Below are 13,062 nucleotides of genomic sequence, written 5' to 3' on the forward strand. Positions count from 1 at the left end.
CGGCTCATGGCTGGGTATCGGGCAAGGCGAAAGTACAGACATAAGGGGCTCCATGGTGCTCGAACTCGATCCGCACGCCGCGATTGGGCTGGGCGGCAACAGTAGAAGGAAAGGCCAGCCAGCGCGTGCCCTGGTAAAAACTGAATGTGGCGCGCTCGACCGGCGCCAATGATGCCTTGAGTTCCCAGCGCGGCTTGTCGGCGGCGTACAGGTCGGCCGAGACCAGCAGGTTCAAACGCTGCTGGCGCGCATCGAACAGCAGGCGCTGGCGTTGCACGCGCGACGCGCCCTCGGCTGGCGGCCAGGCGCCCAGGGCCACCCACTGCAATTGCCCAAGGCTCGGCTGCCACTCCAGCCAGGCCAGGTCCAGGGGCAAGCGCTGCTCGTACAACTGGCGCAACACCAAGGCGTCGAAGCGGCGCTCCAGGGCCATGCAGAACTCCAATACCTGAGGTTCGCTGCCCGGCTCCTCCAGACGCTCACGCACTTTGACCCAGCCATTGACCAAGGCCGCCAGCAACACCCCGACCACCGCCGTGAGGGCCATCGCCACCAATAGCTCGATGAGGGTCAAGCCGCGTTGCGCCGCCTTCATGGACGCACCAGGAACAGGCTGAACTGACCCAGGGGCTGACGCTGCTGGGGATCGGCAAATAAGCTCAACTCACCCCGGCGCAAGCGATTGACCCCGGTATTGCCCAGGGTCAGTTGCCAATGACAGGTGGCATTCCCCTGGCGCAACTCGCCGCTCACTGCATTGATCTGCGGCCAGTACTGCTCCACGCCAAACCGCGTTTCCAGCTCCCGTGCGCACAAACTGCCGAGGCGATGTTGCGCCACGGCCTGGTGGGTAGCGATGCGCTGGCGCAACAGCTGGCTGACCATCACCGCCATCAACGCGGCAATCCCCAGGGCGACCATGACTTCAAGCAAGGTAAAACCACGCTGGCGCTTCATGGCAGGGTCGCGATATGCAAGGTGTTGTCTGCTTGCCATTGCCAGCGCTCGCGGCCCTCGGCCCAGCGCCAGGTCAGTGACACCGGGCGGGCCAGCCCCGACGGGGTGAACATCACCTGGGGCTCGCGGCTCACCGGCCAGTCAGGTTGCAAGCCGGCTGGCCAGGGTGCGCCGCGCGACGCTTGGACCTGCCACCCAGGCGCTGCGCGCCCGGCCTGCCAGCGCACGAACTCCGGGCTGCGACCGTTCCAGCGCAAGCCCAGCAACTGCCCGGCATGCCGGGCCTGGGCGGCCTGGCTGCGCGCTTCGCTGGCCAGTTGAGCCAGGGCCTGGCGCATCGGCGCCTGGCCGGCATCCAGATAGGCCACCCCCAGGGCACTGAACAAGCCGACGATCAACAACACCACCAACATTTCCAGGAGCGAAAACCCGCGACTGCGCTGCATGCCTAGAGGTCCCAGTTACCGATATCGGCATCGGTGCCTTCGCCGCCTTGCTGGCCGTCGGCTCCCAGTGAGAACAGATCCACCCGCCCATGCTGCCCAGGCGTGCGGTAGCCATAGGCATTGCCCCATGGGTCCTCGGGCAGGCGGCGGATGTAGCCGTCGGCACGCCAACTGCGCGGCAAGGGCTCCAGGCTCGGCTTGCTGACCAGCGCCTGCAAACCCTGCTCGGAGGTGGGGAACCGCAGGTTGTCGAGGCGGTACATGTCCAGTGCCTGCTCCAGGGTCGCCAGGTCGGCCAGGGCCTTCTGGCGCATGGCTTTGTCCTGGCTGCCAAGCACGCTGGGGGCGACCACCGCGATCAGCAGGCCGATGATAAAAATCACCACCATGATTTCCATCAGGGTGAAGCCGCGTTCGCGACGCTTGACCGCACGATTGCCAGGCATGGCGTGCTTTTCCATTTCATGTTCTCCGTTTTCAGGTTGTCTGTTCAAAGGCTCAGGCCCTGATTGAGCTGCATGATCGGCAACAGCACCGCCAGCACGATGAACAGCACCACCGCGCCCATCAGCAAAATCATCAGGGGTTCGAATAACGCCAGCAGCAGGTCGACCTGGCGCGCAAACCCACGCTCCTGGTTGTCGGCGACCCGCTCCAGCATGTCGGGCAAAGTGCCGCTGGCCTCGCCGCTGGCGACCATGTTCAGCAGCATCGGCGGGAAATGCCCACTGGCACTGAGGGCGCGGTACAGGGTCACGCCGCCTTCGACCTGTTCACGCACCGCTACCAGGGACTGGTGGATCTGCCGGTTGCCGACCGTAGCGGTGGCCACCTCCAGGGACTCGAGCAACGGCACGCCACTGCCGAGCAGAATCGCCAGGCTGCGCGAGACCCGCGCGCTTTCCAGTACCGACAGCAGCACGCCAATGCGTGGCAAGCGCAACGCCAGGCTGTCGCGACGCAAACGCCATACCGCCTGGCGCAGCAACACCCGCGCGCCCAGCGCCAGCAGCAAGCCCAGCCCCAGCAACCACGGGCCGAGCATCACCAGGCCCTCGCTGGCGCCGATCAGCACCCGGGTAATCAGCGGCAGGCTTTGCCCTGTGTGGCTGAACTGCTCGGTGAGCTTGGGCACCACAAAAGTCATCAGGCCGATCACCACCGCCAGCGACACCAGGATCAACACCGCCGGGTAGATCAACGCCGTGCGCGCCTTGTGCCGTTGTTTCTGCACCTGTTCCAGGTGCTCGGCCAACCGCTCCAGCACCGGCGCCAATTTGCCCGAGCGCTCGCCGGCCTCGACCAGTGCGCAATACAGCGTATTGAACTGCCCACCCTGGCGGCGCAGGCTCTGGGCCAGGCTCAAGCCTTCGCCCAGGGCGCCGCGCACCGCCACCAGCAGGTTGCGAATCGCCGGTTCCGCCAACTGGCGTTCCAGGGTGGCCAAGGCATCCACCAAGGGGATGCCGGCGCTCAACAGCGTGGCCAACTGGCGGGTCAACTCGCACAGCTGTCCATGGTTCAAGCGTTGCCCGCGCGGGCTCGACAGGCTTGCGCCCTGCACCTGCAACTCACGGGCAAACAGGCCCTGCTCGCGCAGCAGTTGCCGGGCATGGCGCTCGCTTTCTGCCTGGATGCTGGCTTTGCGGCGATTGCCGCGCAGGTCCAGCGCCTGGTAGCGGTAGGTCGGCATCAGTCGCGCACCGCACGCAGGACCTGCTCCAGGCTGGTTTCGCCACGGCGCAGGCATTCGGTGGCCATGGCGGTCAGGCTCTGGCGCTTGTCGGCGAGGTATTCGTGCATGGCCGCTTCGCTGGCGCCGTCGTACAGCAGGCTGATCAAGCCGGCATCCAGGGTGATGAATTCATAGAGGCCGATCCGCCCGTGGTAGCCACTGCCCTGGCAGTCGTCGCAGCCCTGGGGGTGAAAGCTCTGATCCAGCGTCGCCAGCTCCGGCCACAACTGGCGCTCGGCGGCCTGCAACGGCGCCGGCGTTGCGCAATGGCACAGGCGCCGCACCAGACGCTGGGCCATCACGCCCTTGAGGCTGGAGGCGATCAAAAAGGGCTCGATGCCCATGTCGCGCAACCGCGTGACGGCGCCCACCGCGCTGTTGGTGTGCAGCGTCGACAGCACCAGGTGCCCGGTAAGGCTGGCCTGCACGGCGATCTGTGCGGTCTCCTGGTCACGGATTTCGCCGAGCATGATCACGTCCGGGTCCTGGCGCAGGATCGCCCGCAGGCCGCTGGCGAAGGTCATGCCGGCGCGCGGGTTGATCGCGGTCTGGCCGATGCCGGTAATCGCGTATTCCACCGGGTCTTCGACGGTGAGGATGTTGCACGAGCCGTCGTTCAGCGCATTGAGGCTGGCATACAGCGTGGTGGTCTTGCCCGAGCCGGTGGGCCCGGTGCTCAGCAAGATCCCGTTGGGCCGCGACAGGCAAGCGCGCAGGGCCTGCTCGACGGCAGCGGGCATGCCCAGGTTGTTCAGGTCCAGCAGGTTGGCCTGTTTGTCCAGTACGCGCATTACCACGCGCTCGCCGTGGATGCCGGGCAAGGTCGAGACCCGGATATCCACCTCGCGCCCGCCGGAGCGCAAGGTGATGCGCCCGTCCTGGGGCTGGCGCTTCTCAGCGATATCCAGGCGCGCCATGACCTTGATCCGCGACACCAACATGGCCGACAAGGCCCGTGGCGGGCGCAGGATTTCGCGCAGATGGCCGTCCACCCGCAGGCGCACCACCAGGCTCTGCTCGAAGGTCTCGATATGGATATCCGAGGCGCGCAAGCGCAGGCCTTCGGCGAACAGGCCGTTGATCAGGCGGATCACCGGCGCTTCGTTGTCACTCTCCAACAGGTCTTCGATCCGTGGCAGTTCGTTGATCAGGCTGTCGAGATCGACCTGCTCGCCGATGCCCTCGATCAACGCCGCCGTGGCCGACTCGCCGGCCTGGTACAAGGCCCCCAGGCGCAGTTCGTATTGCGCCGGGTCGAGGTGCTCGACCAGCGTCGGCAGGCCATGCACGCGCAATACTTCCTGCAAGGCGTCGGTGTCGACATCCTCGCGCAGGCACAGGGTCCAACCCTGCGCGCCCGGTGCCCGTGCCAGGCCCGCCTGGCGCGCCAGTCGATAGGGCAACAACGTACTCACCACACGCCCTCGTCGAGGCGCTCGCGGCTGGCCGGGAACAGGCGCAGCAAGGCGTTGTTATCGGAGATCGCGGGCAATGCCAGGTTCGAGTTGACCTTGAGGTTGCGGTATTTCTCGCTGCTCAATTGGGCCAGGGTCTCGCCGTCGCGCATGATCCGCGGGCGGATGAACACCATCAGGTTCTGCTTGGTGCGCTGGCTGGCGTTGGAGCGAAACAGCCGCCCGACCCCAGGGATATCGCCGAGCCACGGCACACGCTGGTCACTGTTCTTGGCTTCGTCGCCGATCAGCCCGCCGAGCACCACCAGGCCGTTGTCTTCGACCATGACCTTGGTCTTGATCTCGCGCTTGTTGGTGATCACATCGCTGGCGCCGGTGCTGTCGGCAATCGACGAGACCTCTTGCACAATGTCCAGGCGCACGGTGTTGTCGATATTGATCTGCGGCTTGATCCGCAGCTTGATCCCCACTTCCTTGCGCTCGATGGTCTGGTAGGGGTTGGTGTTGTTCTGCGTTACCGAGCCCGTCACAAACGGTACTTCCTGGCCGACCAGGATCGATGCTTCGGCGTTGTCCAGAGTCAGCAGGGTCGGGGTCGAGAGCAGGTTGAAGCCACTTTCGCTCTTCAGCGCATTGAGCAGTGCGAGGAAGTTCAGCCCGCCGCCGTTGAGCTTGCCAAAGCCTGCGGTGGCGCCGGGCACATTGGCCAACAGCTTGCCCAGGCCTGCGGTGTCGCCGCTGGCAGCGGCGCCCGCCAGGCCGGCGATGCTCGTCCCGCCGTTGGTGAAGTTCACCGCGCCGCCGCCAAAGGAGTCGCCCAAAAACAGCCATTGCACGCCCAGCTCCTGGGCGCGGGTGTCGGAGACTTCGGCGATGATTGCTTCCACCACCACTTGGGCGCGGCGGATATCCAGTTGTTCGACGATGGTGCGGTAGGCGGCGATTTCGCTGTCCGGGCCGACCATCACCACGGCGTTGGTGCCCTCCTCAGACTCCATGCGAATCCCCGAGGCGCTGACCGCCATCTGCTTGGGCGCGCCTTCCGTGGGCACCCCCTCGCCTCCGGCACCAGGGGTGTCCTGGCTCAAGCCGCGCAACACCTTGACCACTTCGGCGGCATTGGCATGACGCAGGTACATCACCACGGTGTTCGATGGACGCAAGGCAGTCTGCGGCTGATCCAATTGCTTGAGCAGCGCACGCACCCGTTGGCGGCTGTCGGCACTGCCGCGCACCAGCAACGCATTGCTGCGCGGGTCGGCAACCACCTGCGCGCCATCGGCGCCCTGCTCGCGGGCCAGCAGGCGGGTCATCAATTGCGCGGTGTCGTTGGCGCTGGCGTTGACCAGGGGCAGCACTTCCAGGGGTTCCTGGCTGACCTGGTCGAGTTGCTGCAACAGGGCGTCGATACGGTCAAGGTTGCTGCGCCAGTCGGTGATCACCAACAAGTTGGCCGACGGGTACGGGCTGATCACTCCCACCCGAGGGTCAATCAGCGGCTTGAGGATATTGAGCATCTGTTCACTGGCGGCGTTGCGCACGCTGAATACCCGGGTGGCCATGCCATCGTTGGCTTGCACGGCCTGGCGCGCAGACTCCACCGGTACCGGCTCCAGGCGCGCGGCCTGGTCCGGCACGATCTTCACGCTGCCATTGGGCAGGTTGACCGCAGCAAAACCCTGGGCGCGCAACTGGGCGAGGAAGATGTCGTAGATGGCCTCGCTGCCGAGCATATCCAGGCTGCGCACCGTGACCTTGCCCTTGACCCGTGGGTCGATGATGAAGGTGGTGTTGGTGATGCGCGATACGCTGTCGATGAAGTCGGTGAGTTCGGTGTCGATGAAGTTCACTTCATACAAGGCCGGCGCTTCTTCGGCGTGGGCCGGGGTCACGCTCAAGGCCAGGCACAGTGCGCTCAGGCCCAGGCATTTATTGATCATGTGCATCGTCGGTTCATTCCTTGCGCTTGAGGCCGATCACCGGTCGCTCAGTCGGCCATGGCAAGCGCTCGCGCTGCCCTTGATTGTCGAAAATCAGCCCGCGTTCATCGATGTCCTGCAAGACGATGCCCGGGGCCAGGCGCTGACCCAGGGTCAGCGTGCGTTCTTGTTGCTGATAGCGCAGCACCAGGACCGTGGCGCGCAACGGCGTGGCCTTGAGGCTGCCCAGGTAATCGACCTTGAGCGTGGTCAACGGCAGGTCGTCGCTGGGTGCCTGGCGCGGTGTCCAGTGGCTGCTCAACAAGTCGGCAACCGGCGCCGCTGGCGCGTAAGACACGACCGGCTGGGCGATGCCGTGCCACAGTTGCAACACACATTGCGCTGCGAGCCAGGCCAGCAGTGTTGCCAGCAACAGGTTGCCCCCACGGCTCAACTGACCAGGCTCCGTGGATGCCATCCCGGATGCCCCTGCACGTAGCGCACATCTGGCAGTTGCAACGGCGCCAGTTGCCAGTCCGCCGGCTGCTCGCGCAACCAGCCTTCGAGGTGTTGCCACAGCGGTTGCCCGGCATCGGCGGCAAAGCCCAGGCCAAAGGTGCGGCAGGTGCCGAGCGGTTCGGCAAACTCACTGACCCGCTTGCCGCCAGGGCTATAGGTGACCTGCCAGGGCTGGCCGAGCCAGCGCGGCAGGTCCTGGCTGTTATCCAGCAGCAGTGGCTCGCCAAACAGTTGCTCGGCGCCGTTTTCCAGGACCTGGCGCACCTGCTGCGCCGGGACATCTACGACCGGCGCTGGATAACTGGCACTCAGGCTGATCAGGTGTTCGCGGGTAATCATCTGGCCGCGGGCCAGGGGGCTGTCGTAGCGCAGGCCTGGCAGCAGCACCGCGCTCTTGGGCTCGCGGGCCAGGGCCTGGTGCAACAGGCGATCCCAACTGCCGGCGCGCACATCGCGGCGCCAGAGGTTTTCCGGGGCCTTGGCCAGGGGTTGGTCGAGCCAGGCGGCGTGGGCGGCGCGCTGTTGTTGCAAGCGTGGTTGCAGGCGCTGGGCGTGGGCCTGGGCGGTAGCGTCCAACGCGCTGGCCTGGGCGGGAAAGAAGCGCGCATCGAAGCGCCATTGCCCCGCCTGCGCCTGGCAGCGGATGCGGAAGGCGCCGCTGGCCCGGGTCCCGCCCAGCACCACCGGTACGCGCTTGCCGGAGCTTTGCAGGATTTCTACCGGCTGCGGCCACAGGTCCTGGCCACGGGCGCACAACATCAAGTCCACCTGGCCCAGGCGCTCGGCCAGCCAGAACCCCGGCCCGGTGCCGACATCGGCCAGGGCCACCACCAGGTCGGCTTCTTCACGGGCCTGGGCAAGCACCGGTTGCAGGCTGTGCAACCACTGTTTCAAGGAGGCTTGCTGGTCCCGCGCATAAGGGTCGGTGATGCCGACTACGGCGATACGCACGCCGCCCCGGCGGAACACCTGCATGCCTGGGGTGGCCAGGCGTTGCGCACTGGCGCTGGCCAGCCCGGCGCCGAGTACCGGGTGGCCGAATTGCTGGTACAGGCCCTGGCATTGTTCGGGCCACAGCACGCGTTCATCGCTGCTCACCCGCACTTCACTGCCGAGCAATTGGCTACCCTGGACCCCGGACAGGCCACGGGTCAGGTACGCCAGGCCGCTGCCGTTCCAGCACTGGCCGTTTTCCAGGGTCAGGCTATTCTCAGGCCCTGCCTCATCACGCAGGCGTTGCAACACGGCACCGAGTACCGCGTAGCCACCGGTTTGCACACCGTCACTTAAGGAGGCATCCAGCAGGCCATCCAACTGGCTACCGTCAGCCTGGCGAAAACGCGCATTGGCCCCGGTGATCCACGGCGCCTGGCCGATCCGTGTTGCCGGCCCCAGGCGTGTGGCGGGCACCACCGGGCGACCCGGCAGGCGTGCATCGAGGGTGTCGGCGATATACAGCAGGTCGACCGGCTGGCTGTCCGCAGGCCCCGCCGCAGCCCCCCGGCTAGAGCAGCCGGCCAGCCACGGCGCACAGGCCCCCAGCGTCATCCATCCCAATACATCGCGCCGCACCATTGAAGCCATTGTTCTCTCACCCTAGGGCTAACTCTGCTTTAAGGGCGGCATAGTGGGGGTCAATTAATGACGGTTTAATGTCAGTTTTTTAACAGGAGTGAAATATGCACCCTTGTAACAAAAGGAAATAAAAGAAATACACTTAAATACATTTTTAACAAAACCGACCGCGAATCATCACATTCGACTCTTAGAGTTCGGGCTCCTTTCAAAAATCGTGATCTACAAAGGACCTGATGAAATGAGTCGAGAGACTGGCGACAACCAGAATCGCAACCTGAGCCTCAATGAGCCGATGGAATCGGTACTCACTGCCTACCTGAGCCGCCGCAGTGTGGTACGGGGCGGACTCGGCGCCGCGATCGCCATGATTGCCGGCACCGGCCTGACGGGCTGCTTTGACAGCGGCGGTGGCTCTGACCACGACACCCCGACCGAGCCCACCAAACCTGCGCTGAAGCTGGGTTTCAACTCGATCCCCGGCTCGCGCACCGACGGCTGCACCGTGGCCGCCGGCTACACCGCGCACATCCTCGCGCCATGGGGCACGCCGCTCAACAGCAATGCGGCACCGTGGAAAAGCGATGGCACCAATACCTCGACCGACCAGGCCAACTCGGTCGGCATGAACCACGATGGCATGCGTTTCTTCCCGATCAATGGCAGCTCCACTGACGGCCTGATCGCGATCAACCACGAATACATCGAACAGTCCGAACTGCACCCCAACGGCGCGACCCTGATCGGCGGCGTACGCCCGGTGGAAGAAGTGCGCAAGGAAATCAACGCCCACGGCGCGGGCGTGATGCGCGTGACTAAAGTCAACGGCCGCTGGCAGGTGATGGAAAACGACCCGCTGAACCGTCGCTTCACCTCGGCCACGCTGATGGACCTGGCGGGCCCGATGAAAGGCACCGAGCACGTCAAGACCAAGTTCTCGCCGACCGGCACCCAGACCCGCGGCACCAACAACAACTGCGGCAATGGCTACACGCCGTGGGGCACCTACCTGACTTGCGAAGAAAACTGGCCAGGGATTTTCGTCAACCGCAGCGGCAACCGCCCGGCCGACCAGGTGCGCATCGGCGTGGGCACCAGCAACGGCAACTATCGCTGGGAAAGTGTCGCGGGTGACCCGAGCGAAGTGAACGGCGAGTTCAGCCGTTTCAACGTCACCCCAAGCGGCGCCACGGCCACCGACGACTACCGCAACGAAGCCAGCACCTATGGCTACATCGTCGAGATCGACCCGTACAACGCCGCAACCCGTGCGGTGAAACGCACCGCGCTCGGCCGTTTCCGCCATGAAGGTTGCTGGCCGGGCCTGACCACCGCCGGCAAACCAGTGGTGTTCTATAGCGGCGATGACTCGCAGAACGAATACCTGTACAAATTCGTCTCCACCGCATTGTGGGACCCGGCAGACGCCAACCCCAGCGACCGCCTGGCCACCGGCGCCAAGTACATGGACAGCGGCAAACTCTACGTGGCGCGCTTCAATGCCGACGGCAGCGGCAACTGGTTGCTGCTCGACGTGGCCAGCCCGACGCTCGATGGCAGTACCCTGGGCGCGAAGTTCACCGACCTGCCGGGGATCATCCTCAACACCCGTGGCGCGGCCGACGCCCTGGGCGCCACGCCGATGGACCGTCCGGAATGGACCTCGGTCAACCCGCTCAATGGCGACGTGTACCTGACGCTCACCAACAACACCAGCCGTACTGTGGCCAACGCCGCCAACCCGCGGGTGAACAACAAGCACGGGCACATCATCCGCTGGCATGACGCCGACAACCAAGTGGCCTTCACCTGGGACATCTTTGTATTTGGCGCCAACGCTGCCGGCACTCCGGACCTCAACCGCTCGGGCCTGACCGCACTGAACCAGTTCGCCAGCCCCGACGGCATGACCTTCGACAGCCGTGGCGTGATGTGGATCCAGACCGACAACGGCGAAAAAACCCTGACCGACTACACCAACGACCAGATGCTGGTGGTGATTCCCACCAATATGGTCGACGCCCAGGGCAAGCAAGTGCCGGTCAACGCACAGAACCAGGCAGACCTGCGGCGCTTCTTCGTTGGGCCCAATGGTTCGGAAGTGACCGGGGTGACCTTCACGCCGGACAACAAGACGGTGTTTATCAACATCCAGCATCCAAGCAACTGGCCATCCACTAACGTGGCAACCGACGTCACCGTCGGCAAGGTACGGGCGCGGGCGTCCACGGTGGTGATCCAGCGGGCAGATGGGGGGGAATTGGCGATCTGACCAACATGCAGGAGCCGGCCAGGCTCCTGCTTCGCTGTCTTTGTGGATCAGGCCTGTTTGGCTTGCTGTTCAAGGTGCAGTTGCAATTCAGGCTTGATACCCAGGGCATCGGCCAATTCATTGAGGTAGTTGCGCTCGGTGACCTGCTGGTCATCCACCAGCATCACACTGGCCAGGTAGACCTCGGCGGCCACCGCCGGGTCATTGGCATATTCGGCAAAGTCGGTTGCATCCAAGGGCTTGGCGACTTGATCGTCGAGCCATTGTTGCAAGTCCGGATCGTCGGTGTGGCGCCCGATCTCCTGGGAGATCAACGCGTTTTCCTTCTCATCAATCCGCCCATCCGCCTTGGCCGCCGCGATCAATGCGCGCAGTACCGCATGGCTATGGGCCTCGACCTCGGCGCCAGAGAGTTGATCAACCGTCTGCAAGGCCTGCTGCGGCGCAGAGGCCTGCTGGCGTTGCCAGGCTTGATACGCCTGGAACGCCATCATCCCCAACGACGCCAGGGCCGCATAGTTGGTGCCGCCGCTACGGGTCTGGGTCGAACCGCCCGCCTGGGTCCCGCCCAACATACCGCCCAGGCCACCGAGCAGATCGCCCAGGCCGCCACCGCCCGACGCAGAAGGAGCGGAGCCGCCGCCCCGGAGCAAACCACCGAGCAGGCCGCCCAACCCACCGAGCCCTCCCGCGCCGCCCTGGGGTGCCGCCGAACCGCCTTGCTGGGACATCGAGGCTTGACCTGCACGTAGCAGTTGTTCCAGTAGAGCACTGGTGTTCATGGTATCGCCCTCCTATGGGCTGTGCGCCAGACAACCAACAATAGTCCCTGGCGCCTATAACGCCAAGACCGCCCAGCAGGCGCTGGTTTGCCGAGCTGACTGCCCCCCCGCAAACCCGGCGCAGGCCTATCACAACTGTGAGAATTGTTCAGATTCAGCGCACCACGGCTTGCGGTGAACGTCAGCCCGCCCGTGGGGTCGGAAATATAAGGGCACGGCCTCAATCGGCCTGGCCTTGAGCGCGAGCATCCACAGATTTGCGGTGCCGCGAACCCTCACAGAAGGAGACGCTGACATGGTCACTCACTTCAAGGTCGCAGGGCACCTCGCTTGCGGCCATCACGGCAATAACCTCACGTCCACGGTGGAACTGAACCGGGTCAAATGCCGCACCTGCCGCAACACCGATGCCTATAAGGAAGCCCGCCGCAACCAGCGCAACGCGTCCCGCCGTGCATCGCGCAAAGCCAAGTCCAACACCACCAGCAATGATTGGCGCAGCGCCTGGACCCAACGCCTGACCGCCCTGCCCGGCCTGCAACGCCTGCCACGCGGTTTCAGCCGCCAGGCCTTCGTCTAGCCCCTATAGGAGCCGGCTTGCCGGCGATCGCGGCGTATCCGGTCGATACCCTATCGAATAGGCAACAGCGCCGCACCGATCAACCCCGCCAACCCTAAGAGGCACGCCAGGCCAACGCCATAGGCCAGGGTGCGCCAGGGTTGGCGGCGGCCCAGGTACAGCAAGGTATGCAGTACCCGCGCCACGGTGAACAGGCCGAACAGCCAGGCCGTCGCGGCGGCGTTGGTATCCAGCGCCAGGCATAACCCACCGAGGACGAAAAACAGCGGAATGTTTTCCAGGTCATTGGCACAGGCTTTCGCCGCCCGGCTGACCGGCGCAAGCTCCTGCGCAATGGCCGGGCGCTGGAAGAAACCGGCATCCTCAGGATTGCTGAACGCACGGTGCCGGAGGCGGAAAAAACCCTGGTAACAGGAGATCGCCAACATCTTGATGAACAACACCAGCACACACAGGGCAAACAGATGCACGAGGCTGGTCATCGCCGGTCCCTGGCAAAGCCGTGGACCACGATATACAGCAGCGGCCCCACCGAGACAAAGATCGCCGTCAGCAGCCAATACGGCAGCACACTGGCCAGCGACCGGCCCTTGGCGCGGGCGTCGCGGTACATCCACACACACGCCAGGGCCGCCATCAGGTACAGGTCGATCACCACCTGGGCGGTGTCGGGCCTGGATAGCAGCTCAAGGCCAAACGCCAACAGCGACTGCTCGGCCCAGAGCAAGGTGCCCAGGGTGTACAGGGAAAACGCCAACAGGCTGGCAAGGGCGATGTAGGGTCTGTGCATAGGGTCCACCACGTAGGATTGGGCAAGCCGCAGATTAGTGATAACGTCGCCGCCATCTCAATGACCTGCGAG

At 64.8% G+C, this 13,062-nt stretch carries 14 protein-coding genes; 2 read left to right on the forward strand and 12 right to left on the reverse strand.

Annotated elements, in window-relative coordinates:
• Positions 1-4 precede the first annotated feature (4 nt).
• Genes ACSSVH_RS14460 through ACSSVH_RS14500 form a run of 9 tightly spaced genes read right to left on the reverse strand, consistent with a single transcriptional unit; the run spans position 5 to position 8,575 of the window.
• Positions 5-595 carry a prepilin-type N-terminal cleavage/methylation domain-containing protein gene (locus tag ACSSVH_RS14460; protein WP_169953002.1) on the reverse strand — a complete coding sequence of 197 codons (591 nt, stop codon included), beginning with the start codon at positions 593-595 and terminating at the stop codon, positions 5-7.
• Positions 592-957 (reverse strand): type II secretion system protein, encoded by a 366-nt coding sequence (locus ACSSVH_RS14465; protein ID WP_169953000.1) that lies wholly within the window; start codon positions 955-957, stop codon positions 592-594. Before ACSSVH_RS14465 ends, ACSSVH_RS14460 begins: the two co-directional genes overlap by 4 nt.
• Positions 954-1,403, reverse strand: coding sequence for a type II secretion system minor pseudopilin GspH (gene gspH / locus ACSSVH_RS14470; RefSeq protein WP_169952998.1), 450 nt, complete (start codon positions 1,401-1,403; stop codon positions 954-956). Before gspH ends, ACSSVH_RS14465 begins: the two co-directional genes overlap by 4 nt.
• A 2-nt stretch (positions 1,404-1,405) precedes the next feature.
• Positions 1,406-1,864, reverse strand: a complete 459-nt coding sequence (gspG, locus tag ACSSVH_RS14475) for a type II secretion system major pseudopilin GspG (RefSeq protein ID WP_371128903.1) — start codon at positions 1,862-1,864, stop codon at positions 1,406-1,408.
• A gap of 29 nt (positions 1,865-1,893) precedes the next feature.
• The gene (gspF, locus tag ACSSVH_RS14480) at positions 1,894-3,096 is read right to left on the reverse strand and encodes a type II secretion system inner membrane protein GspF (protein ID WP_169952997.1); all 1,203 of its coding nucleotides are present in this window, start codon (positions 3,094-3,096) and stop codon (positions 1,894-1,896) included.
• The gene (locus ACSSVH_RS14485; RefSeq protein ID WP_169953306.1) at positions 3,096-4,544 is read right to left on the reverse strand and encodes a GspE/PulE family protein; all 1,449 of its coding nucleotides are present in this window, start codon (positions 4,542-4,544) and stop codon (positions 3,096-3,098) included. Before ACSSVH_RS14485 ends, gspF begins: the two co-directional genes overlap by 1 nt.
• A gap of 5 nt (positions 4,545-4,549) precedes the next feature.
• The gene (gspD, locus tag ACSSVH_RS14490; RefSeq protein WP_492633367.1) at positions 4,550-6,499 is read right to left on the reverse strand and encodes a type II secretion system secretin GspD; all 1,950 of its coding nucleotides are present in this window, start codon (positions 6,497-6,499) and stop codon (positions 4,550-4,552) included.
• 7 nt (positions 6,500-6,506) lie between these two features.
• Complete coding sequence (locus ACSSVH_RS14495; RefSeq protein ID WP_169952996.1) at positions 6,507-6,950, reverse strand: pilus assembly protein PilZ; 444 nt, start codon at positions 6,948-6,950, stop codon at positions 6,507-6,509.
• A complete protein-coding gene (locus tag ACSSVH_RS14500; protein WP_432754252.1) occupies positions 6,923-8,575 on the reverse strand; it encodes a bifunctional UDP-sugar hydrolase/5'-nucleotidase in 1,653 nt (550 codons plus the stop codon). Before ACSSVH_RS14500 ends, ACSSVH_RS14495 begins: the two co-directional genes overlap by 28 nt.
• 232 nt (positions 8,576-8,807) lie before the next feature.
• On the opposite strand from ACSSVH_RS14500, the gene ACSSVH_RS14505 reads away from it, so the two are divergent.
• Positions 8,808-10,838, forward strand: a complete 2,031-nt coding sequence (locus ACSSVH_RS14505) for a PhoX family protein (protein ID WP_169952994.1) — start codon at positions 8,808-8,810, stop codon at positions 10,836-10,838.
• 47 nt (positions 10,839-10,885) lie between these two features.
• On the opposite strand, the gene ACSSVH_RS14510 is transcribed toward ACSSVH_RS14505, so the two are convergent.
• Positions 10,886-11,620 (reverse strand): tellurite resistance TerB family protein, encoded by a 735-nt coding sequence (locus ACSSVH_RS14510; RefSeq protein ID WP_492633368.1) that lies wholly within the window; start codon positions 11,618-11,620, stop codon positions 10,886-10,888.
• Between the two features lie 295 nt (positions 11,621-11,915).
• Between ACSSVH_RS14510 and ACSSVH_RS14515 the strand changes: the two genes are divergently transcribed.
• The gene (locus ACSSVH_RS14515; protein WP_170057188.1) at positions 11,916-12,200 is read left to right on the forward strand and encodes a hypothetical protein; all 285 of its coding nucleotides are present in this window, start codon (positions 11,916-11,918) and stop codon (positions 12,198-12,200) included.
• Between the two features lie 50 nt (positions 12,201-12,250).
• Here ACSSVH_RS14515 and ACSSVH_RS14520 read toward each other — a convergent pair whose 3' ends face one another.
• Together ACSSVH_RS14520 and ACSSVH_RS14525 are read right to left on the reverse strand one after the other, a co-directional pair.
• The gene (locus tag ACSSVH_RS14520; protein ID WP_492633369.1) at positions 12,251-12,682 is read right to left on the reverse strand and encodes an MAPEG family protein; all 432 of its coding nucleotides are present in this window, start codon (positions 12,680-12,682) and stop codon (positions 12,251-12,253) included.
• Entirely contained in the window at positions 12,679-12,990 is a 312-nt protein-coding gene (locus ACSSVH_RS14525; protein ID WP_169952989.1) for a DUF2834 domain-containing protein, read from the reverse strand. The genes ACSSVH_RS14520 and ACSSVH_RS14525 overlap by 4 nt, the downstream gene beginning before the upstream one ends.
• Positions 12,991-13,062: the final 72 nt, after the last annotated feature.

The organism is Pseudomonas sp. HC1(2025) (assembly GCF_058742075.1).